This is a genomic window from Desulforhopalus vacuolatus (genome assembly GCF_016918505.1).
In the GTDB taxonomy this organism is placed as follows: domain Bacteria; phylum Desulfobacterota; class Desulfobulbia; order Desulfobulbales; family Desulfocapsaceae; genus Desulforhopalus; species Desulforhopalus vacuolatus.
Genome location: NZ_JAFFPZ010000023.1, coordinates 1 through 21,567 on the forward strand (window position 1 = coordinate 1; position 21,567 = coordinate 21,567).

The window sequence follows — 21,567 nt, forward strand, 5'->3', positions numbered from 1 at the left end:
CGTAATGAAGCAAGACAGCAGGCAGCAGAACAGGCAGCAGCTATGCAAATACACAAACGAAAATGCAGTCCACGACCACGAAAACGGTTAAAAAAGAAACATGCAATTTTCTAACCGGACACCACTGATTCAATGTACAGGTAAGCTCAGTCTGAGATCTTCCTGTTTGAAGAAAGGCCATGATCTGGTACCTTTCTAAAAACGTGAGTTGCTGACAGCGAGTGCCGGTACCAGTGCAAGGTAACCATAACCATACCGGCAGCTCACTCTTCTTTGTATCGCGCTGTTGCACTTCTTGTACTCATTCAGCAGTTGATCATAAAAAATTGCCAAAAACCATTGGTAAAAGGAGAGCGTTTTGAATTTAGCCTTTAACAACTCAAGTAAAGTTCTTACAGCAATATTATTGGGTCTGTTGGGGTTCTGGATCAATTTTCAGAATATACAACTTATTGAACTTCCTTCTTTTAAAGTCAGCATTCTTGCAGGGCTTTACTTCCCATTACTGGCATCTATCGCCTGGGGATGGAGGTATGGGCTGATTGCAGCTTTAGCCGGAGGCTGCCAAAGTATGTGGTGGCTTTGGTACAGTGACGGCTGGGGAATTCTTTATGCGGTACCGGTGTTTACCTTGTGGATCATCTGGCATGGCTTTTGGTCAGATTATCGTCGGCATAATTCTGTATCCCACTGGTATCTTTCTTCATTTGCTGTTGAAATTCCTTTTCGAATATTTATAGAACTTGGGTTCTATACGATTTTTTGTTGGCTCGTCACTTTAAATCCTCCCCCATGGGATTCTGAAATTACAAACGCGTATGTCCCTTTGTCGTGGTGTCACACCATTGCCATTAAACATACTATTACAGCCTGTATTCTTTTATTGGCTGTTTATGTGACATTAAGCATAGGTCCGATACGGCGCTTTTTTGGCTTATCTCGTAAAACGGCACAACAAGATATTACGACTATTTATGCAGGTGCAATTCTGATTGGGATACTGTTTATTGGATTAGATGGAATGATCGGTTATATATTTCAACCAATGAATGAAAAGAATATTTGGCATTGGATCGTTTTGGATGTAAATCCTCACTCTGTTTTCATGCGTTTCTGTTATATTATTATTATGATTTTTGGAGCTGCTATCTTGTCCCGTATGGTGCAAAATAAAACTATATTGAATGAAAGACTTGTCCACCTTAATCGTGTATTACATGGTATACGTGATGTAAATAAGTTAATCATCAAAGAAAATGATAAAAGCCGGCTGCTCCGGGAAGTCTGCCGTATTTTTATTGAAGCACGGGGGTATCACCGTGTCTGGATTGGTAACATTAAAGAGGGAAAACTGGCAGCACCATATTATCATGCTGGATTTGATCTGAAATTTTCAGAATTTGAAACATACATCGAGTCGGGAACAGTGCCCTTCTGTATTGAGAAAATAATAGCAGCAAACAAACTTTACATGATGCATATGCCGTGTAATAAATGTAAAGGGTGCCCTTTGGCCAGAAGTGAGGAGGAAGCTGCGATGATGGCGGTTCCTTTAGCACACAGCGGTATGCTTTTCGGTTATATATGCGTAGTTGTTCCCTCGCTTTTTTTTCAAGATAAAGAAGAGCAAACACTTTTTGAGGAAGTTGCCGAAGATATTTCGTTCGCCCTCTGGTCTATTGAAATGGAAAATCGAAACCAGACACTGGAAGAGAGCTACAGTAGCGTCCTGGCAGCGTCAATCGATGCCATTATGGCTATTGATTTAGAGGGAACGATTACGCTGTTTAGCTCTGGTGCCGAACATCTTTTCGGTTGGAAAGCTGATGAGATTTTAGGTAAATCTATAACCCGGATTTGTCCAGATGAATTTCAGAATGAGGCTAAAGAGCTGATACAAAAAGTGTTGAAAGAAGGCAATTTAAAGGGGGTAGAAGTTATTCGCCAAACTTCTTCTGGTCAGCATGTTGCAGTGGAAATGACGCTAAATCTTCGAAGAGACCGGCAGGGAAAAGCGATAGGGGTGTTTGGTATATTGCGCGATATCACTGAACGAAACAAAGCCAGGGTTTTAGCAGAAAAACTTCAACAAGCTCAGAAAATGGAAGCCATTGGTACGCTTTCCGGAGGAGTAGCTCATGATTTTAACAACATTCTTTTCCCAATTATCGGGCATACGGAGATGCTGTTGGATGATATTCCCCCCCAAAGTCCATTCCGGGAGAGTTTACAGGAGATTTACACCAGTGCTTTGAGGGCAAAAAAGCTGGTACAACAGATCCTCACATTTTCCCGTCAAAATAACTCTGAAGTGAAACTCATTAAAATACAACCTGTTATCAAAGAGGCATTAAAACTTATCCGGTCCACAATCCCAACGACTATTGAGATCGTTCAGGATATCAGGTCTGATTGTGGTGTTATCAAAGCTGATCCTACACAAATTCATCAGATTATCATGAACCTGACAACGAATGCGTATCATGCCATGGAAAAAACAGGCGGAAAAATGAAAATCAGCTTGAACGAAATAGAACTGGACAAACAGGATATCATAAATATGGAACCAGGTACTTATCTTTGCCTTACAGTTGCGGATACAGGTATAGGCATGGATAAGGAATTAAAAGAAAAAATCTTTAATCCATTTTTTACTACTAAAGAAAAAGGTAAGGGGACAGGGCTGGGGCTTTCAGTTGTACATGGTATTGTAACGAGTGCCGGTGGCAATATTTATGTCTACAGTGAACCTGGTAAAGGATCGGAATTTCATCTTTATTTTCCCCGAGTTGAGAATTCTTTTGAAAAAGAAAAAAATCAAGAAAAACCAACAATACAGAGAGGTACGGAACATATTCTTCTAGTGGATGATGAAGAAGTCATCATAAAGATGGAAAAACGACTGCTGGAGCGGTTGGGTTATCAAGTAACTTCACGAACCAGCAGTATTGATGCCCTTGAAGCTTTTAAAGCTCACCCTGATACCTTTGATGGGGTCATCACTGATTTTGCAATGCCCAATATGGCAGGAGATAAACTTGCAATTGAATTGATCAAAATACGTCCTGATATTCCCATATTACTTTGTACAGGGTTCAGTGAAAACATGTCTGAAGAAAAAGCAATATCTATGGGGATAAATGGTTTTCTTATGAAGCCGTTTATGACACGCCAGCTTTCCAAAAAAATACGTGACATGTTTGATGAAAAAAAATCTGTTCAAGAATAGATGAGTCGAAATCGAAGAATGGGATTGATCGTGGATGGTAATGCCCGGATTGAGAAACCGTTTTCGAAAAATCAACACGAAGCGATAATTCCGGCGATGATGTAGAGACAAGGCATGCCTTGTCTACACGGTGACGGGAATGTGACGGTGACGGGAAACGCGACAGAAGACGTAATAATGATCTTCAACATGGAAACAGCGGGATTGGGGGAAATTATGCCGCTGTTCGTGGGGATTGGGAGAGCGTGATAATTCTCGCGGCTGTGGTTAGACAAGGCATGCCTTGTCTCTACGGAGGCGGAAACAGAACGGTCATTGTAATTGAAGACCCCTTCATGATGTGACGCTGGTTGGTGGTAATGGGCGAATTATGCCGCCGTTTGTGGGGGCACGGCGGTTTTCTCTATGATCCCTGCCTGTTACTGGAAAATTTCAGCCAATCCTTTTGTAAGGGATGACAACCCCGAACTCCGCATCATTACATAGGGTTTCATATAGCGTTTACACACCTTTTTGACGCAGGTGCAGGCTTCATGGCTGACGCAGTCAACCGGGCATACGACTGCATCTGCGCCGGTTAACATTTCCGGTAATCTGGCGCGGGCAACCTCAATACCGCCATCATGATGCAGAAAGCTGCCCCCCTGTCTTTCAATAAGCCTTCGGTACATGGGAACCAGGCTTTGTCGACCGCCTACATAGAGAACCTTCCTGCCACATAAATCTGGCCCGGGACAACGATTGGTGTCTCGATCTTCACAGTCTGCGCAATTACAGGTTGTGGATATCTGGGGGTGCAATACGGCCTCAAGCGACATGATTTCCTGCCGAAATTTTTCGTTTTCAAAATAAATCCCTGTTTGTGTTTTCTCAAGATTATTCACAGTCTTTTCTGCGATTTTAAGCATGTTTTCTTTGACTTCCAACTCCTCGCTCAGATTGTCAAGACGACCACAAAGATATGCGATATGTCGTCGGAGTTCATCACGCTGCTGTTTAAGATTACCAGATTCTCCAGCAGAACTCTGGTCAAGCAGAGTCTTCAGTTTTGAATTTTCTGCCTGCAGGGAAATATGTAACTGCTTCATTTCGGACAAATCAGAGAGTTTCTTTTCCAGATCTTTTTTTTCTTTGAAATGTTGTTGTCGTTCGTTGCCAGAGACTTTTTCAAGAAGAGCAACTTTTTCCTTCAGGTTACCAAACGCTCTGTTGTCCCTCTGGTAATTCCTGAGGGTATCATGCCCCATCATCTGTACCTGACCGTAAATATCTGTAATCAATTCTAGAGATGCGGAAGGGTGGGTCATGATTGCCCAATATGCTCCCGGTATATTGCCACTCAGGATATCCTCTTCCCAGAAGGCTTTGATTGCCTGATCATCCTTTACTTTGGCGTAACGGTGAATCGCAACCTTATATATGTTATCCAGCATTTTGTTTAACGCCCTGGGCGTGGGAGTCCGGGCACCAACCTGGTTGACCAGCGCCAAATGAAGCAGAAAGTCGCTGTCTTCCGAATTCAATCCAAACTGTTTCTTACGCGCCATTTTTCTCAAATCGGATTTCCTGAAACAGGTTCCGAGCACAGAGCAGATATGGCTCTGGTCTATTGACCAGAGCTTTTTTCTTTGAGATGCGGGAGATTGTTTGCTCAGTATTTTTAATGCCCTTCCCATTTGAAACCTCCTGTTGATCGGGTGCTGCTTATTTGGTTGGCAATGCCTGATATTTAAATCAAAAAGACTTCGCCATAATATTTTCTTATGCGGCAGTTTAATCTCTTATATGACCATGCTTTGCGCAGAGTCGATGGAACACGTTCAGTATCCTTGTGAGACGGCTCAGGAGAGCCATTCGTACGTTTCTATGGTCGCCGGATCACACTTGCAACATCCTTTGAAACATCCCAGGCTGCTCAGATGTTTTTTTACCTTGCCTTTATGTATCCAAAGTTCAAGCATGGGGCTGATGGCTTCGGTTGTCATCCTGAAATGAAGTGCAATGTCATGCAATGTTGCCAGCTTTCGTTCCTGAAGATATTTTCGAATTTCGATGGGAGTCACTGTGAGAACCTGTAGTAAAGATGAAAGCGGGAAAAGCTCTCCCCGCTCTGTTTATGGGTACCCTTATGGCGATTGAATCAGGCTTTCGAATCAGGCTTTCGCGGCTGCCATGAGGGGGGTGGAGATGGTATCCCTTTTTTTTGCACCCAGTACCTTCATGACAGCAACAACAGTCCCAAGGGCCAGCAGGTCACCAGTAATCCACATCAATGAACTTGCCGGGTGGCTGCTGAGAGTTGCCACCTGGTAAAAGAGAGTAGAGGCGAAATACGCCAGGAACGTCGTCCAGAATCCTGTAAACAGCGTCCAGTTCAGATTTGTTTCCCGGTATACTGCTGCAACAGCTGCGCTGCATGGGAAATAGAGCAGAATAAAGAGCAGATAGGAAAAAGCGGCCACCTTCGAGCCAAACAGGGTTACCATGGAGCCAAAGGTCCCTGCGCTGACCTCCATTTCTTCAGCAGCAGCATTTTTATCGGAGACGTCGCCAATAGACAGTCCCAGGGGATCGAGGAGAGTTTCTGCGAGGTTGGAAAGGTTGGCAGGAATGGTGGCAAAGGAGGCACCGATTGCTTCCCGGAAGCCAGATTTTTCTTCTGCTTCTTCATCTCCAGTCTCGGCAGCTGCTGAGGAGTCCATACCGCTATAGAGCGCATTCAGTGTGCCGACAACGGCTTCCTTGGCAAAAATACCGGTAAATACCCCAACTGTCGCAGGCCAGTTTTCATCCGTAACTCCCAGTGGATGAAGAGCAGGGGTTATAGTTTTGCTTATGGAGGAAAGAACTGAATTTTCCGTATCTTCATTCCCGAAGGAGCCATCAGTTCCCAGAGAATTCAAAAATGCCAAGACAACAATCACCGGCACCAGCACTTTGCCAGCCTTGAACAGAAAGGTTTTCAGCCGGTCATACGTTCGCAGCAGAACAGCCTTGACTGTCGGCAGATGATATGGCGGCAGTTCCATGATAAATGGAGTTGTCTCTCCCTTGAGCAGAGTGTTTTTCAGGATAAGACCGGTAAGAACGGCAAAAGCGATCCCGATCAGATAGAGAAGGAAAACCAGGTTCTGCCCGCCAGTGGGGAAAAAGGCCGCAGCAAACAGCGCATATACTGGCAGTCTGGCCCCGCAGGACATGAAAGGGTTCATCATGATGGTGAGCGTTCGATCACGCTGATTTTCCAGGGTTCTGGTGGCCATGATCGCCGGGACATTACAGCCAAATCCGACCAGCATGGGGATAAAGGATTTCCCGGGCAGACCTATGATTCGCATGAACCGATCCATTACAAAGGCCGCTCTTGCCATGTACCCGGAGTCTTCGAGCAGGGAGAGAAAAAGAAACATGAAGCCGATGGGTGGAATAAAGGTGGCCATGGTCTGGATACCCCCACCCGCGCCGTCGGTCAGTATCGTTTTCAGCCATACAGGTATCCCGATAGAGACAAGCAGATCACCAAAGCCATCAACAAAGATGGCACCGGCGAATTGATCAAAAAAGTCAATAAAGGCTCCGCCCAGATTAATGGTAAACATGAACATCAGATACATGGCCGCAAGAAAAATCGGAATACCGAAAACCCGGTTGAGAACGACCCTGTCTATCTTGTCCGACACAGAGTCCTTGATTTGCCCTTTCTTTGTGACATTATCTCTGGTCAGCCAGTTGATGAATTCGTAACGTGCTGAAGCAATCAGGATATCCGGATCATCCTCTCTCTTCTCTTCGATGACACGCTGCAGTTCCAGGGCTCTGCTGACAGCACCAGCAGAAGATGCTGCTATGATCTGATCATCGTTTTCAAGCAATTTGACTGCCATCCATTTAGCGTTCCAGCCCTTTTCGGTGGCAGTCTTTTTTACCAGTGGCAGCAGTTTTATCACGGCCTCTTCAACTTCTGCCGGATGTGTAACCATTGCAGTGGCAGCCGTATAAGGCCTGTTAACAGCAATATTTATTGCATCTTTAAGCTCTAAAATGCCCTTATTCCTGGATAAAATCATGGGGATTACAGGGCAGCCCAGCTGGCGGGACAGACCGTCGACATCAATTTCGATCTGCCTGTCTCTGGCAATATCCATCATGTTCAGGACAACAAGCAGGGGAACCTGCATCTCCAGAAGCTGGCTGGTCAGGTAGAGATTTCTTTCCAGGTTGGAGGCATCGACAATATTAACGATGAGATCAGCCTCACCGGAGAGGACATAATCTCGTGCAACCTCCTCATCAACAGAGGCTGCAGAAAGAGAATAAATACCCGGGGTGTCTACGACCTCAATTTTATGACGCCCGTGGCTGTAAAACCCGATCTTTCTCTCAACTGTTACCCCTGGCCAGTTGCCAACCTGTTGTTTTGCTCCGGTCAATGCATTGAAAAGGGTGGTCTTCCCGCAGTTGGGATTACCGACTGCACAGATGGTAAAATCATTCATTGTTAAACGCCCTCCACCGTAAGCGTTACAGCTTCATCTTTACGCAGGCTTAAATGGTAGCCCCGAACCCCGATCTCAATCGGATCGCCCATTGGAGCAACCCTGTTTACGGTAAATTCCGTTCCCTTAATCAACCCCATGGCCAGTAATTTTTTTCGATAATTTTGGGTTCCTTTATCAAAACCAGTTACGCGGCCACGCATTCCCACTCCCAGGTCTGCAAGTGTCTTTCCCATGATCTCACTCCTTTGTGACATATATTTTCCGGGCCATACCTCCACCCAACATGAAACGATTTTCACTTTTGGCAATCAGGACAGCACACTTGTGGCGGGACTGAATAACTTCCATCGTGTCCTCAACCTGAATCCCCATGCTGAGCAGACGTTCCTTAAAGGGTGCTCCACCCTGGATAAAAACAACACGCACCCTCTCCCCGGCACCCGCCAAAGCAAGAGGAAAGGATGGCCCGGTATTTTTCACTGATGGATTGTTATATCCTTTGTTCATCGATATCTCCGTCTTTGATCTCAAGGTTGTCTGCGTCCTGAATTATGCTTAAGTTTCGCTTGACGTACAATTTAAGGTTCAACTAATAACAGGACAAAAGTTCAAGGTCAAGAGATTATTTCGCCATGCCTAACAAATATTCAAAAAGGGTATAATACCATTTACACTTTGTATTGGCGGATTCAAAAACAGGGAGAAAGGAGACGGGGGGCAGGAGGCAGGAAAAAGCAAAAGATTCCCGTAGAGATGAACAATTCGAATAAAGGGATTGATCGTCGATGGTAATGCCCGGATTGAGAAACCGTTTACGAAAAAATCAATACGAAGCGATGATTCCGGCGATGATGTAGAGACAAGGCATGCCTTGTCTACACGATGACGGGAATGTGACGGTGACAGGAAACGTGGCAGAAAACGTAATAATGATCTTCGCCATGGTAACAGCGGGATTGGGGAAAATCATGCTACCGTTTGTGGGGATTGAGAGGACGTAATAATTCTCGCGGCGGTGGTTAGACAAGGCATGCCTTGTCTAATGATAACCCGTTACACCCGGAAACTGATACATCGGGCAATGATACGACAGCCGGGACATAGCGGTTTTCATTCTTGCCAACCGGGACAGCACACAACCTGTCAGTCAATAGCCTTCAGATTACGATACTCCGCAAGGGCAGAACCATCGGTCATGCCACTGATGTAGTCGATAATCAGCCGGCAGCGATGGTAGAATTCCCATTGTGCCGTTGCGGAAGAGGAGGGCAGTTTGTCTATCGCGCGGGAGTAGGCCTCTGTCTGTTTTTTCGGTAGTTTGTGGAAGAGTCGTGATTCGATGGGATGGTCGGGCAGGTTTCCGTTGCAGCAGAGTTGTTCGAACAGGAATCCGTCCAGTTTAATCAGTGGGGAGTAGATATTGAGCAGGCCGGAGATGACCGCATAACCCTTGAGCTCAAGATTCTCCACCTCGGGGGTGCAGAAGACGTGTTCAATGGCTATGCGGCGCAGGGTTTCCGTGGCGAAGTGATATTCATCGGAGCCGTCGAGCAGGGATTCGTCGAAATTTCCTGTAAAGATCGCCTCGTGGTTGTCGATGTAGCGCTTGGCGGCATATTCACAGAGGTCGTTCACCAGTTTCGTGCGCAGCCCGAGAATATAGACGCTGTCCTTGTTGAATTCCTCGACGGTGAAATGGGTAAAGGCCTCTTCGCTGATCTTCGGCAGGTAGTCGGCGGTGATAACCTCGGGATTCTCCTCTTTAAAACTCCTCCAGGTAGAGAGAATGAGCTGATGCAGACGCTGGATGGTAAGAATGTTCTTGTCTACGGCATCTTCAATATCGGCGATGCAGTACGAAATATCGTCTGACGCCTCCATGATATAGGTGAGAGGAAAGCGGCAGTCTGGAGAGAGGGCAACGTGATGGGCGATCTCCTTGATAAGTTTGCTCTCAGAGAGATAATAACCAGGTTTTTTCTTCAGATAACCGAAAATGGAGGTACGCTTCGGTGCTTCTTCCGCAGCGGAACGGGTGTATTTCAGCAGGCAGGCGAGCTGGGTGTGGGTGAGATTGAGCGCCTGCAGGTGGTGCAGGATGCGCAGGCCCTGAGCGTTGCCCTCAAAATTGCAGAGGTCGCGCAGCAAATCTTCGTGCTTCCCGGGAAAACGGTGGTGATATTCACTGCACAGGACCTTCTCGGCCCACAGGTTGATTGCCTTTTCACCGAAGTGTCCAAAGGGCGGATTACCGACGTCGTGCAGCAGGCAGCTCGTTTCAACGGCGCAGATAAAGCCCTCTTCCATTCCCTGCAGTCCAAGTGTATCGAGCTGGCCAGCTTTGGAAAGCCTGTCAAGAATTATCTTGGAAATGTGCCTCCCTACCTGTTGTACCTCCAGAGAGTGAGTGAGACGGCTGCGCACGGCGGCGTTGATCTGCAGAGGGAAAACCTGGGTTTTCTGCTGCAGTCGACGCACGGCGGCAGAGTTGACGGCACGGCCACGATCACTCTCCATCTCCTCGTTGAAACTGCGTCCGGGAATGGCGGAAGTGCAACAGCGAGAAGGTTTAAGCCGGGTAGTGTAGTCCATGTTTACTCGTTTACCACGCCCTTTTTCAGAGCGGGTCTGAGGAGGGTTTCGGAGGTTTTTTGGGCGTTGGGGAGAGTGAAGAAATCATGCGATTGCTCTCGATAATATTTAATTTGGAGATTAAACAGATCCTGCCATTTTTACATAACATTGAATCAACTCAAGGGAGCATTGAATAATTAGTCTTTCGCCCATCTTCTTTATTACAGTCAAAGACTTCTCCTCGGAGGTAAGCACCAGACTCCGATATCAAAGTTATTGAACGCAATACCGGATTTTTTAAGGTACCTCAAGAAAGTACGCTGAATGATTACTGTTTTCAACCAGAAACGTGAAGTTGAAGACCGGAGGAGGGCAGAATAAAGGTCGCGAAGGAAAACAATCAGGATTGGAAGAAGAGAGAAGGCTTTTTTTCCCGTCGCCGATGAGGACGACAGGAAAAAAAATGCTCACATTTTGTATTTTTCACTGTAGCCGCGTGGTGTCACCAGCAGGTCGCCCCAGCGATATGTCTGGCTGTTGCCGATGATCACGGTGCTCTGCATGCCGATATCCTCTTCAAGCATCTTGTCGAGGGTGGTGAGGATGATGGTCTCATTGTCGCGGGTAGCGTTGGTGACGATACCCACCACATTGTCGGGACTCCTGTATTTCAGGAAGATTTCCCGGGCTTTAACAATCTGCTCAGTACGTTTTTTCGAGCGCGGGTTATAAAGGGCCACGACGAAGTCCGCACCGGCCACTGCATCGAGGCGCTTATAGATGAGTTCCAGCGGGGTGAGCAGGTCGGAGAGAGAGACGGCGGCGAAGTCGTGCATCAGGGGCGCGCCGAGACGGGCTGCGCAGGAGTTGATCGCCGCCAGTCCGGGGATAATCTCAATCCTGCATCTGCAATCCTCCTTCTGAGCCAGTTCCAGTACCAGCCCGGCCATGGCGTAGATGCCAGGGTCCCCGCCGGAGACCAGCGATACCGTTTTCCCTTCTTCGGCGATTTTTAATGCCTCGCGGCCGCGATCAACCTCTTTCATCATCTGCGAAGAGATAACCTCTTTTCCCTCCAGAAATTCGGGAATCAGGTCAAGGTAGGTTTTATAGCCGATGATGACATCGGAATCTTTCATGGCCGTTGCGGCGGCAAAGGTCATACACCCTTTGCTTCCGGGGCCGGTACCGATAACGTAAAGGGTGCCAGTGCTGCTGCCATTGTTATATTTTTCCATTTTCGTTTCCTCGATAGCAGGACCTCACTTCCGGCGCTCAGCAGACAGGTGGGCTCGGCGACGCCGATGGCTCCCACTGCCTTCATTGCAGCAAAAGAGATCTCAAGATTTTTCAGGGTATTGATGGCATCTCGATCGAAAAAATCGATAGACCACCGATTCTTTTCAGCAAAGTGCAGCAGACCGACTTCGTTGTTTTTTGCATCAATACTGGCCAGATTACGGATGCTCTGTCGAGCGAGGCCGAGACCGGAAAGCAGTCCGGTCATGGCGGTTTCAAATTCTTCGGCCGGGGTATCGCGGTTGCAGCCGGTGCCAATGACGACATTCTGCGGATAAAACTGGGGCAGTTCAACGGCGTAGAGGCGGTGTGAAACAAGAAAATCGGCATCTTTCAGGTGTGTCGTCATCTCCAGCCCCTGCGGCAGTCCGGTAACCTCCACATCACACCACGCCCGCAACCGGCCCTCGTTAACCAGCCGGGCCGAAAGCGCATTGAGTTGCGGACGGGGCGGCGGTACCAGCCGCATTTCCTGTGCCCAGAGGTCGAGCGCAGCCAGTTTGAGAGTGTCCGATGCCGTGGTGATAACCGGATTCGCGCCGATCTCCTGTGCCACTCTGAGGGTAAGGGCGTTGCCGCCACCAAGATGTCCCGAGAGCAGGCTGATGACATTGTTTCCCTTCTCATCCATCACCAGGACGCAGGGATCAATTGTCTTGTCACGCAGCAGCGGGGCGATGGCGCGAACCACAATACCGGTGGCCATTATGCAGATAAAGGCATCATATTCCGACCACGCGCGGGCAAGCCGCCCGGAGAATTTTTCCCCTCTTTTTTTGGGGAGGACGGAGGCGTTCAGCCTGCCCTCCAGTTTCTGTGCCAGCTTGATACCGCCGGAAGTAAGCGCGAGAATAGCAATTTTCACAGCAAAGTCCCCTGTATTGTTGTCACCAGCATCCAGACACAAAAGGTTTTTCAGCTTGTCCCTTTGCGATATCCGTGGGTGAAGGTTTTATCGTAGAGTTTAGAGAGTGCCGGCGGATCACCTTCAACGAGTACATCACCCACGGCGATCATTGCCGTACGGGTAATCTTTGCCTCTTTCACCTGCTGGACGATGGAGGCGAGGGTCCCGCGCACCGTCTTCTCGTCGGGCCAGCTCGCCTTTTCAACTACGGCAACGGCGGTGGTCTCGGGGTAGCCTCCGGCAATGAGATCGGCAACCAGTTTCTCCATCATGCCGACACTGAGGAAGATCATCATCGTCGCCTGATGTGCCGCGAGCGACCTGATGTCTTCTCCCTCGGGCATTGGTGTGCGTCCGGCCATACGGGTGAAAATAACGGTCTGGCTCACTTCCGGCAGGGTAAGCTGGGTGCTGAGCGCAGCGGCGGCGGCGAGTGCCGAACTGACTCCTGGAACTACCGCAAAAGGAATGTTCTCCTTTCTCATCAGCATCATCTGTTCGTTGATGGCACCGTAGATGGAGGGGTCGCCGGTGTGCAGGCGTACCACCTTTTTCCCGGCCTTCCAGCGGTTAAGAACAAGGGCAAAGACTTCGTCAAGGTTAAGACCTGCGGAGTCGATCACTTCGCCCCGCAAATTTTCAACCAGTGCTTTCGGTACGAGGCTGCCGGTGTAGATGACCACATCAGCATCTTTCAGAAGGCGCTGTCCTTTTATGGTGATAAGTTCGGGATCACCGGGACCTGCGCCGACAAAATAGACTGTATTTTCCATTACTTGATTCCTGTGGTTATGGTTATCGGGTTAAACTCTGTTGTCTTTCCGGCGTGGTCCACACGGGTGACACTGAGGCGTGCTGATTCGACCGTAAAACTGTGGGTAGTGAGCAGCAACGGGGCGGTTTCCACCGTTTTTGCAAGCACGCCGTTGATGACGATGCGGCCATCTTCCGGCAGGAACTCCGCCGCCGTTTTCACGATATCTTCAAGGGCACCTGAGCTGCCGCCGACAAAAATGCGGTTCGGCGTCGGCAGCCCGGCCAGGGCCTGCGGGGCGCGACCGAAAACCGGTACGATATTGAAGCAGCGGAAGCGGCGGATATTGGCCTTGATATTGGCAATCTCCTCCTCTTTGTGTTCTACGGCAAAGACGGTCAGCTGTGGATTTATCCGTGCAGCTTCAATGGAGACAGCGCCGGAGCCTGCGCCCACATCCCAGAAGATGCCGTGTCTCGGCAGGCGCAGAGCGTGGAGGGTTGCCGCCCGAACTTCACTTTTGGTTATCAGGCCGCGACTGTGGTGGATCTCCTCCTCTGTCAGCCCGAAAGCGCATGGGCAGGTCTGTGGTTCGGCCTCTTCCCGATAAAGGCAGAAGACGTTGAGCGGGGCAAACTTTTGTGTCGCGCACTCGGCAAGTGTTCCGGTGAATATTTTCTCTTTTTTACTGCCGATATCTTCCGCTATACAGACTCGCCAGGCGGCAGCCTCAATGATAAAGTCAATTTTTTCCAGGTAGTCAAGCAACCGGGTCGCGATGTGTCTCGGGCTGTTTGTACTGTCAGTGAGCAGTATACTTTTGTGGTGACTCAGGAGCAGGCCTGGCAGGTGGTCGCAGTTGCGGTTGTGAAGGCTGAGCAGGCGGGCGTCCTCCCAGGGAAGACGGAAAAGGGCGGCGGCCCGCTGAATGGAGGAGAGTGACGGTGCAAACTGCAGAATCTGGCGGGGAAAGTTACGCATCAGGGTGCGGCCGATGCCGTAGAAAAGCGGATCACCGCTGGCAAACACGGCCACATTGCCGAGTTTACGGGCACTGGCGATGGCTGTGATGGCTTCTTTGAGCGGGGTAATCGGATAATACTCGATGTTCCCGGCAAGTGCCTTGAAGCGGGGCGTGCCAAAAACGGCACAGCACCCTTCAAGCAGACGCTGCTGTCCAGGACTCAGTTCGAGAGTAGCGATGCCGATAACGATAATGTTGTGTTCCATGTCTATACCTTTACCAGAATATTACCGCCGGGGTCGACGAGATAGAACGGCACCGGCAGGCCGGACAGCTCTTCACAGTAGTTTTTTGCCCGTTCGCAGACAGCTTCAATGATGTCGTTGCGACCTGCATCGGTAAGATGATAAAACATCTCGCGGGCAGTGTTACTGTCCTGCAGAGTATGCAAAAGATCTCCCTCCGCGCCCAGCTCTTCAAGCAGCGCTGCCGCCTGCACCATCTCCAGTGCGCCATTGCGCACATGGGTTTGCGGAACACGCAGTGCGGCCTTGGTTACCTTCGCCCACATGCCGCTGTAGTGGACGGCGTCAAATTTGAAATGGCCAGCGGTTTTGAGAGTGAATTTGAGAAAGTCCCCCATCTCAATACAGGCAGCCTCGGGCAGGTTGAGATACAGCCGGGCGGCTTTTTCACTGGTACGGCCTGTGGAGACAACCACCTCGCGCAGGCCGGACTTTTTTGCCATCTTCAGGCTGGCGGCAACGGTGGCGCGCCAGGCTGCGGCGGAGAGCGGGCGGACAATGCCGTTGGTGCCGAGGATTGAGAGGCCACCGACAATGCCAAGGCGTCCGTTGAGGGTTTCTTTCGCCAGCTCTTCCCCTTTGGGGATGGAAAGGGTTACACAGATATCTTTGCCGGTAACTTCAGGAATTTCTTTCACGGCCATCTTTATCATCTGCCGTGGACCGGGGTTGATGGCCGGCTCTCCCGGTTTACAGGCAAGGCCGGGTTTGGTGGCATGGCCAACACCCCTGCCGGTGCAAAGCTGAATGTTGTCGAGATAGAGACAGCGGGGCGGGGTAATGTCCGGATTGTGTTTCAGGCTGACAGTGACCCTGATTTCGGCGAGATGGGTTACATCCGGGTCGTCGCCAGCATCTTTTATCAGGCTGGTGGTCGCAGTTTGAGTTGCTGTATCAAGGGTGCAGTCCAAAAGGGTAAAACTGTGACGTTTCCCTCCAGGAAAGGGGATTTCGACGGTGGTCGGGCATTTCCCGGTGATAATGGCCGTGAGAGCGGCCTTTGTGGCTGCAGCGCAGTTGGCTCCGGTGGTAAAGCCGGAGCGGAGATTTTCGGTTTTTTTTGTCATTTTGTGTTTTGTACCCCCTCTCCAGGGAAGAGGGGGAAAGCAGATTTATACCAATCACATTTTTTACTGACCAGACAACGCAACTACGCTGGCATCTTTTTGGGCGATGAGGAATGGGCAAACAAGATATAAAATTGATCTCACTGTAGAAACGTCTGTTGTGCTGGAGACGCCCAAATTGGTCGTCTCTACAAGACCTCTTGCTTTTTCCTGCCTCCTTTTTCCTGCCTCTCTTTTCCTGTCCCACTGCCTTTGAATCCGCCAATACAAAATGTAAATGGTATTACTCTATCGCCAGCTTCATCAACGCATTCACAATAGCCGCAGCAACCGGGCTTCCCCCTTTACGGCCAAGCGCTGTAATATAACAATTATTTTCCTCAACAAGGAGGTCCTTTGACTCCGGAGCATTCACAAACCCTACCGGCACGCCAATAATCAACGGAGGATTTACCGGAAACCGCTCCTTCACCACGCGCACAGCCTCCACCAGAGCGGTTGGGGCGTTGCCGATGGCCACAATACCAATGCTTTCGTCAAGCAGTTCATTGAGTGCGGTTTCCGAGCGGGTTTTCCCCAGCTCTTTCGCCCGGGCGGCAATCTCAGGATCAGCCACTTTACAGATGGCCTCGCCGCCCCATCTGGCAAGGGTCGGTTTGCTGATACCCGAGGCGACCATGGTGACATCAGTAAGAATATTCTTTCCCGCCTTGAGATTCTCAATGCCTCGGGCAATTGCCCCTTGAGCAAAACGCATGTTGTCGCCAAAGGCGAAATCGCCGGTGGCATGAATGACCCGCTGTATCACCTTAAAGGTCGGGTCGTCCAGCTCGGCGCGTTTGGTGGAGTTAAATTCAGATTCAATAATACGGAAAGACTCCGCTTCAATGTCGCCAGCGGAAATTTTGGTAAGTTGTACTGTCATGTGATCTCCATAAAATTATTTTTCGGATGAATGGACAGCCTCGGCGATAAATTTTTCCACTGCTGCCGGGGCCCTGCCGAAGTGCAGATGCATATAACCGCCGACCACACTGCCTTTGCGATACCCCTCAGATGCAAGTTCGCCGACTCCTGGTTTGTTGACGGTAAAGAGTCGCTCGATCTCATCCGGCATCGCAGAAATCTTTGAATAGTGGAATTCATGACCGCGCAACACTGTGCCTTCAGGGCCAAAGAAACTTTCTGCCCGGGTCGTCAACTCGCGGTATCCAAGACTGGCCCGACGTTGATTCATCGTCGCCCGCACCGGGAAATGCCCAATCAACGGGGCAAAACGTCCTTCCTCTTCTTCAATTCCTTCAGTGAGATACATGAAACCGCCGCATTCGGCAAATACCGGTCTGCCAGCGGCTATAAAAGAGCGAATACTCGACAGCATGGAGTGGTTTTCACTCAGAGCATCAGCGTAGAGCTCGGGGTAGCCGCCGCCGAGATACAGCGCGTCGGCGGCGGGCATTTCTGTGTCCTCTATCGGACTGAAAAAAAGCAGTTCTGCTCCTGCGGCGCGCAACAGGTCGAAGTTATCTTCATAGTAGAAACAGAAGGCTTTGTCCCGCGCGACGGCAATTCGGCAGGTCGGTGCAGGAACGGGCAGCAGGGCAGCAGGAGGATGTGCTGCGGGGGAACAGAGTTCAAGAATGCGGTCAAGGTTGACATGTTTCTCAATTTTCTCCGCAAGGAGCTGCAGTGCCTCGGGAGAGAGGGGGGCCTCGTCACCGGTAAGCAGACCGAGGTGGCGGCTGGGAATTGAGAACTCCATGGTGCGCGGCAGATAACCGAGAATCTCGGCATTGCAATGCTCTTCCACTGCATTCTTCACCAGTTGCAGGTGGCGTTCGCTGGCGATGCGGTTGAGGATAACACCTGTCACTGTCACTCCCGCCATCAGCGTTTCAAACCCTTTGATAACCGCCGCTGCCGACTCCGACATGGAGCGCACGTCGAGCACGAGAATATTCGGCAGGGCAAACTTCCTTGACAGCACGCCGGAGGAGGAGAGGCCGCCATCAAACATTCCCATCACTCCCTCGATAATGGCGATATCCGCCCCGGCGCTGTTGCGCAGGAAGCTGTCACGGCTGAAAGTTTCTCCCCCCATCCACAGATCAAGGTTGCGTGAGATCCTGCCGGTAACGAAGTGATGCAGACCGGGGTCGATAAAATCCGGCCCGCACTTAAAGGGTGCAACCTGCAGGCTGCGACGGGAAAAAGCGGCCATCAGTCCAAGGGAGACTGTGGTTTTACCGCTGCCGGAGGAGACGCCGGAGAGGACGAAGGCGGGGGTGACAGTCATAGTTTTATTCCAGGGTAGAGGATGCGGGCGATGGTGCTGATACCCTCAAGGATACGCATGGTTGGCCGGGAGACGAGTTCCTCAGGAACCAGATAAATCTTCCCTTCCCGTACCGCGCGGATGGCATTATATCCCGGCTCCTGTTCGATGATCTCGCGATTGACGGCGTTCATTCGTCCCTGCTGGGCAATGAAAATATCTATCTGGCTGCCTTTGCTGAGAAGTTTCTCTGTTGGATAAAAGGCGATATTGGTGGTGCGGACCTGTTTCGCATCCCCGGCGATGTTAATTCCCCCCGCCTCTTTCAAGACATAGGCGGCGATACTGCCAGCGGCAATGGTGCGCGATTTGCTGTGCATAACCTCGAAATAGACCTTTGGCGGCAAGAGGTTGTGGCTGCTCTGCCAGGTGCTTATCTCCTGCTGCAGGCGGAGAATTTCATTGTGGAAATCTTCGCTCATTTTTCGGGACTCTGCAACATGGCCACTGAGTTTCCCGAGTTCCTGCCAGTATGTGAAGAGACCCTCCATGCCATGCGGCTGCAGGGAAACGACGGTGATATGTGCCGCACGCAGTTTGGCGATGAGCTGCGGATGGGAGCGTTCGATCATCGGTCGAACAAGTACGAGATCCGGCTTTGCCGCGATAAATTTCTCGGCATCTTCATGGTACGAGAACCGGGGCCTGCCCTGTATCTCCGCGGGGTAATCATCTTCTGTGCCGACACCAATGAGCTCTTTCAATGCCCCCATGCGGACGAGGTTTTCAGTGTGGGCCGGGTAGAGGGAAATGATTCGGATAAAGGGCTTTGTAATACCGTCGGCAGCGGATTCAGCAAAGCTGCTCAGCGGGAGAAGAATGAAGAGGACAGCAAAAAACAGTGCACGCAGTTTCATACTCAGCTCCCATAGGAAAAGTGGACTCGCAGAGGAGGACCCTGAACAATTTCACTCTGTACGGCATAAATTTCGGCGATGTTCTTTGTGGTAAGGACATCGGCTGTTTTGCCCGCGCATTGCAGGCGTCCCTCTTTGATAAAGAGGATTTTATCACAAAAGGCGGCGGCGAGGTTGAGGTCATGAATGACGGCAATCACCGTCTGTCCATTGGCAACACGTTTTCGAACCAGGTTGAAAATGGACAGGGTATGGCTGATATCAAGGCTGGATGTGGCCTCATCAAAGAGCAGAATGGCACACTGCTGGGCCATCGCCCGGGCCACGATCACCCGCTGTTTCTGACCACCGCTGAGACTGGAGGTGTGGCGATGGCGGAGACTGGTGATATCAAGGTCGGTCAGCGCCTCTTCTACTGCCTGCAGGTCGGTTGCGGAGGGACTGGCAAAGCGGGCCATGTGCGGATGGCGGCCCATCAGTACAATTTCTTCCACGGTATAGCCAAATCTGGTGTCATATTCCTGCGGGACGAGGGTCATACACTGCGCAAGCTTGCGTCGGGGAATGTCTGACAGACTGATGCCGCCGAGGGTGATGCTGCCGGTTGCGGGTTGTCTCGAACCGATGAGCAGGTCGAGAAAGGTTGTTTTGCCGCAGGCATTAGGGCCGAGGATTCCGTAGAAGATTCCGGGAGCAAAGGTCACAGTGATATCCTGCACTGCCGGCGGAGCGCTGCCGTAGGCAAAGGTGAGGTTTTTGCAGTGAAGCTCCTGTGCCCGTTCAATCATAATTCCTTCCCTGCTGTTTCTTGCGAAATATCAAGCAGAAGAACGGACCGCCGATGAGCGCGGTCAGCACTCCGATGGGGACCTCAAGAGGCAGGACTGCACGGGTGAGGGTGTCTGCAAAGAGCAGCAGCAGGGCACCGATGAGACATGCGGCGGGCAGCAGGCGGCGGGTATCCGGCCCGGTAAGATATCGGGTGAGATGGGGGACGATCAGTCCGATGAAACCGATGATGCCGGAGAGCGAGACGCAGACTGCTGCCAGCAGGGAAGCGGTGAGCAGAAGAATTTTGCGGACCTTTGCCGTCTCCACGCCGAGGGCATCGGAGCTGCGCCGACCGAGGCTCATAATGTTAAGATCACGGGCGTAGAAGGCGGTGATGCCAAGGCAGAAAAGGAGGGTGATAAGCATGACCCCGGTTCCCTGCCATGTGGCGGAGGCGAAACTGCCCATCAGCCAGAAGATGATGACCGCCACCTGATCGCCGGCGATGTATTTCATGAAGCTGATACCTGCCGAGAGGATGGCTCCTACAATGACCCCGGCGAGAATCAGCGTCTGCGCTGAAATCTGCCCGCCGAAACTGGCAAGGCGCATGACCAGGAGCAGGGTGGCGGCAGCTCCGGCAAAGGCGAATAGTGGTGTGGAGAGACAGCTTGCCGCGCCGAGAATACCGGTTCCCGTGATGTTGAAGAGCAGGGCGAGGCTGGCGCCGAAGGCGGCTCCACTGGAGATGCCGAGAGTGTAGGGGTCAGCCAGAGGGTTGAGCAGAATTCCCTGATAGACCGTGCCGCTTACCGCCAGTCCCGCACCCACCAGGGAAGCCATGAGGATGCGCGGCAGACGTACTTCCCACACCACATAGACGGCGGAAGGATCCAGCCCGGCAGGCAGGGCGGTACCAAAGAGGTGGTGCAGTACAATGACGAAAATATCCCCCGCGCCAATCTCCATATACCCCATTCCCGCAGCGATGAGGATGGCGGCAGAGGTAATGATGGTGAGTGCTGCAAGAAACAGAGGGAAGTAGAGTCGCATGTTCTCACCCGAAAAAGAAGTAGCACAGAGTGATCAGTACAATGCAGCCTGCGCGGGTGAGCTGGCTGATGCTCACCAGCTCGAGAGCCAGCTTCGGTGAATAGATACCTGTATAGTAGGGAAACTGGTGACGCACCGCGCGGATGGGAGCGGCGAGGATATTGCCGACCAGCAGTGCCAGTACAACCTCTTTCACGCTGAGAGAGTTGTCAGCGAGCAGAGCGGAGGCGGCGGCGAGTCCGGCGGAAAATTCAGTGGTGATGTGCAGCACGACAATGCCGAGTGCCTCTGGTTTCAGCCAGCTCAGAAACCAGACATGATTGGCGAGCACATTGTTGAGGCTGTGGAAAAAGCCAAACTGCCCGAGGGCAAAAAAGATCAGGTAGATGGGCGTCATGATCAGAAAAATATGAAAAATCTTCTTTTTCAGTCGTTTGCCGCTTTTTACCAGTGCTTCTTTTATGGTCGTGCTTTTTTTCCTGTCTACGGCAGCAATTTCACTCTCATTGGGCGGCAGCAGCAGACGACCCGCGAGGACTACGGTAAATGTTTGGATTATGGCCACGCCAAAGGTCAGGCCTACATAAATAAACGCGCCCATGTGAATGAAGGGGACGGTGAGAAAGAAAACCGTGGGCAGATGAAGAAAAAAGCGCGGCAGGGAGTTGAAGAGGTTGGCAAGAACCAGCTCGCGGTGGCTCATCTCACCGCGTTCGTATGCCTCCGAGAGCATGGTATTGGCCGAGACTCCGGAAAAAAAAGCCAGAGAAAAACTCGCTCCGGTAGTCGTGGAGAGGTGACCGAGCCGGATCAGCGGACGTGCGAGGACGGCGAGACGATGACTCCAGTTGAGCGCCTCAATCATATTGGCGACAAAAAGCCCGAGGGAAATGAACAGCGTCATGCGGGCTATCTGCCAGAAGACGTGGGCGAGGGCCGGGAAAAATTCCATA

General features: G+C 50.8%; 20 protein-coding genes. 3 read left to right on the forward strand and 17 right to left on the reverse strand.

The window, feature by feature from the left end:
- Positions 1-358 precede the first annotated feature (358 nt).
- Positions 359-3,229, forward strand: coding sequence for an ATP-binding protein (locus tag JWG39_RS12410; RefSeq protein WP_240192123.1), 2,871 nt, complete (start codon positions 359-361; stop codon positions 3,227-3,229).
- Positions 3,230-3,343: 114 nt separating this feature from the next.
- Positions 3,344-3,478, forward strand: coding sequence for a hypothetical protein (locus JWG39_RS16840; RefSeq protein WP_275889007.1), 135 nt, complete (start codon positions 3,344-3,346; stop codon positions 3,476-3,478).
- 170 nt (positions 3,479-3,648) lie between these two features.
- On the opposite strand, the gene JWG39_RS12415 is transcribed toward JWG39_RS16840, so the two are convergent.
- The 5 genes from JWG39_RS12415 to JWG39_RS12435 form a co-directional block, all read right to left on the reverse strand.
- Positions 3,649-4,905, reverse strand: coding sequence for a DUF2325 domain-containing protein (locus JWG39_RS12415; RefSeq protein ID WP_205219733.1), 1,257 nt, complete (start codon positions 4,903-4,905; stop codon positions 3,649-3,651).
- A gap of 165 nt (positions 4,906-5,070) precedes the next feature.
- Positions 5,071-5,292 (reverse strand): FeoC-like transcriptional regulator, encoded by a 222-nt coding sequence (locus tag JWG39_RS12420; RefSeq protein WP_205219734.1) that lies wholly within the window; start codon positions 5,290-5,292, stop codon positions 5,071-5,073.
- Between the two features lie 90 nt (positions 5,293-5,382).
- Positions 5,383-7,725 carry a Fe(2+) transporter permease subunit FeoB gene (feoB, locus tag JWG39_RS12425; protein WP_205219735.1) on the reverse strand — a complete coding sequence of 781 codons (2,343 nt, stop codon included), beginning with the start codon at positions 7,723-7,725 and terminating at the stop codon, positions 5,383-5,385.
- A 2-nt stretch (positions 7,726-7,727) separates the two neighbouring features.
- Positions 7,728-7,961, reverse strand: a complete 234-nt coding sequence (locus tag JWG39_RS12430) for a FeoA family protein (RefSeq protein ID WP_205219736.1) — start codon at positions 7,959-7,961, stop codon at positions 7,728-7,730.
- 4 nt (positions 7,962-7,965) lie between these two features.
- Positions 7,966-8,235, reverse strand: a complete 270-nt coding sequence (locus JWG39_RS12435; protein WP_205219737.1) for a FeoA family protein — start codon at positions 8,233-8,235, stop codon at positions 7,966-7,968.
- A gap of 359 nt (positions 8,236-8,594) precedes the next feature.
- On the opposite strand from JWG39_RS12435, the gene JWG39_RS16845 reads away from it, so the two are divergent.
- Positions 8,595-8,729 carry a hypothetical protein gene (locus JWG39_RS16845; RefSeq protein ID WP_275889008.1) on the forward strand — a complete coding sequence of 45 codons (135 nt, stop codon included), beginning with the start codon at positions 8,595-8,597 and terminating at the stop codon, positions 8,727-8,729.
- 142 nt (positions 8,730-8,871) lie between these two features.
- Here JWG39_RS16845 and dgt read toward each other — a convergent pair whose 3' ends face one another.
- From dgt to JWG39_RS12495, 12 genes are all read right to left on the reverse strand, one after another.
- A complete protein-coding gene (gene dgt, locus JWG39_RS12440) occupies positions 8,872-10,320 on the reverse strand; it encodes a dGTPase (protein WP_205219738.1) in 1,449 nt (482 codons plus the stop codon).
- A gap of 449 nt (positions 10,321-10,769) precedes the next feature.
- Positions 10,770-11,540 carry a precorrin-3B C(17)-methyltransferase gene (gene cobJ, locus JWG39_RS12445; RefSeq protein WP_205219739.1) on the reverse strand — a complete coding sequence of 257 codons (771 nt, stop codon included), beginning with the start codon at positions 11,538-11,540 and terminating at the stop codon, positions 10,770-10,772.
- Complete coding sequence (locus tag JWG39_RS12450) at positions 11,462-12,466, reverse strand: cobalamin biosynthesis protein (RefSeq protein ID WP_205219740.1); 1,005 nt, start codon at positions 12,464-12,466, stop codon at positions 11,462-11,464. Before JWG39_RS12450 ends, cobJ begins: the two co-directional genes overlap by 79 nt.
- 50 nt (positions 12,467-12,516) lie before the next feature.
- Positions 12,517-13,281, reverse strand: coding sequence for a precorrin-4 C(11)-methyltransferase (cobM, locus tag JWG39_RS12455; protein ID WP_205219741.1), 765 nt, complete (start codon positions 13,279-13,281; stop codon positions 12,517-12,519).
- Positions 13,281-14,492: a precorrin-6y C5,15-methyltransferase (decarboxylating) subunit CbiE gene (cbiE, locus tag JWG39_RS12460; RefSeq protein ID WP_205219742.1), complete on the reverse strand. Its 1,212-nt coding sequence runs from the start codon at positions 14,490-14,492 to the stop codon at positions 13,281-13,283. The genes cobM and cbiE overlap by 1 nt, the downstream gene beginning before the upstream one ends.
- Before the next feature lie 2 nt (positions 14,493-14,494).
- A complete protein-coding gene (locus JWG39_RS12465) occupies positions 14,495-15,598 on the reverse strand; it encodes a cobalt-precorrin-5B (C(1))-methyltransferase (protein ID WP_205219743.1) in 1,104 nt (367 codons plus the stop codon).
- Between the two features lie 283 nt (positions 15,599-15,881).
- A complete protein-coding gene (locus JWG39_RS12470) occupies positions 15,882-16,523 on the reverse strand; it encodes a precorrin-8X methylmutase (protein WP_205219744.1) in 642 nt (213 codons plus the stop codon).
- Between the two features lie 15 nt (positions 16,524-16,538).
- Positions 16,539-17,894: a cobyrinic acid a,c-diamide synthase CobB gene (locus JWG39_RS12475; protein WP_205219745.1), complete on the reverse strand. Its 1,356-nt coding sequence runs from the start codon at positions 17,892-17,894 to the stop codon at positions 16,539-16,541.
- Complete coding sequence (locus JWG39_RS12480; protein WP_205219746.1) at positions 17,891-18,790, reverse strand: ABC transporter substrate-binding protein; 900 nt, start codon at positions 18,788-18,790, stop codon at positions 17,891-17,893. The genes JWG39_RS12475 and JWG39_RS12480 overlap by 4 nt, the downstream gene beginning before the upstream one ends.
- 2 nt (positions 18,791-18,792) lie before the next feature.
- Positions 18,793-19,578 carry an ABC transporter ATP-binding protein gene (locus tag JWG39_RS12485; RefSeq protein ID WP_205219747.1) on the reverse strand — a complete coding sequence of 262 codons (786 nt, stop codon included), beginning with the start codon at positions 19,576-19,578 and terminating at the stop codon, positions 18,793-18,795.
- The gene (locus JWG39_RS12490) at positions 19,571-20,614 is read right to left on the reverse strand and encodes a FecCD family ABC transporter permease (protein ID WP_205219748.1); all 1,044 of its coding nucleotides are present in this window, start codon (positions 20,612-20,614) and stop codon (positions 19,571-19,573) included. The genes JWG39_RS12485 and JWG39_RS12490 overlap by 8 nt, the downstream gene beginning before the upstream one ends.
- A 4-nt stretch (positions 20,615-20,618) precedes the next feature.
- On the reverse strand, positions 20,619-21,566 hold the full coding sequence (locus JWG39_RS12495; protein WP_205219749.1) for a hypothetical protein: 948 nt from the start codon (positions 21,564-21,566) through the stop codon (positions 20,619-20,621).
- Between the last annotated feature and the right edge of the window lies 1 nt (position 21,567).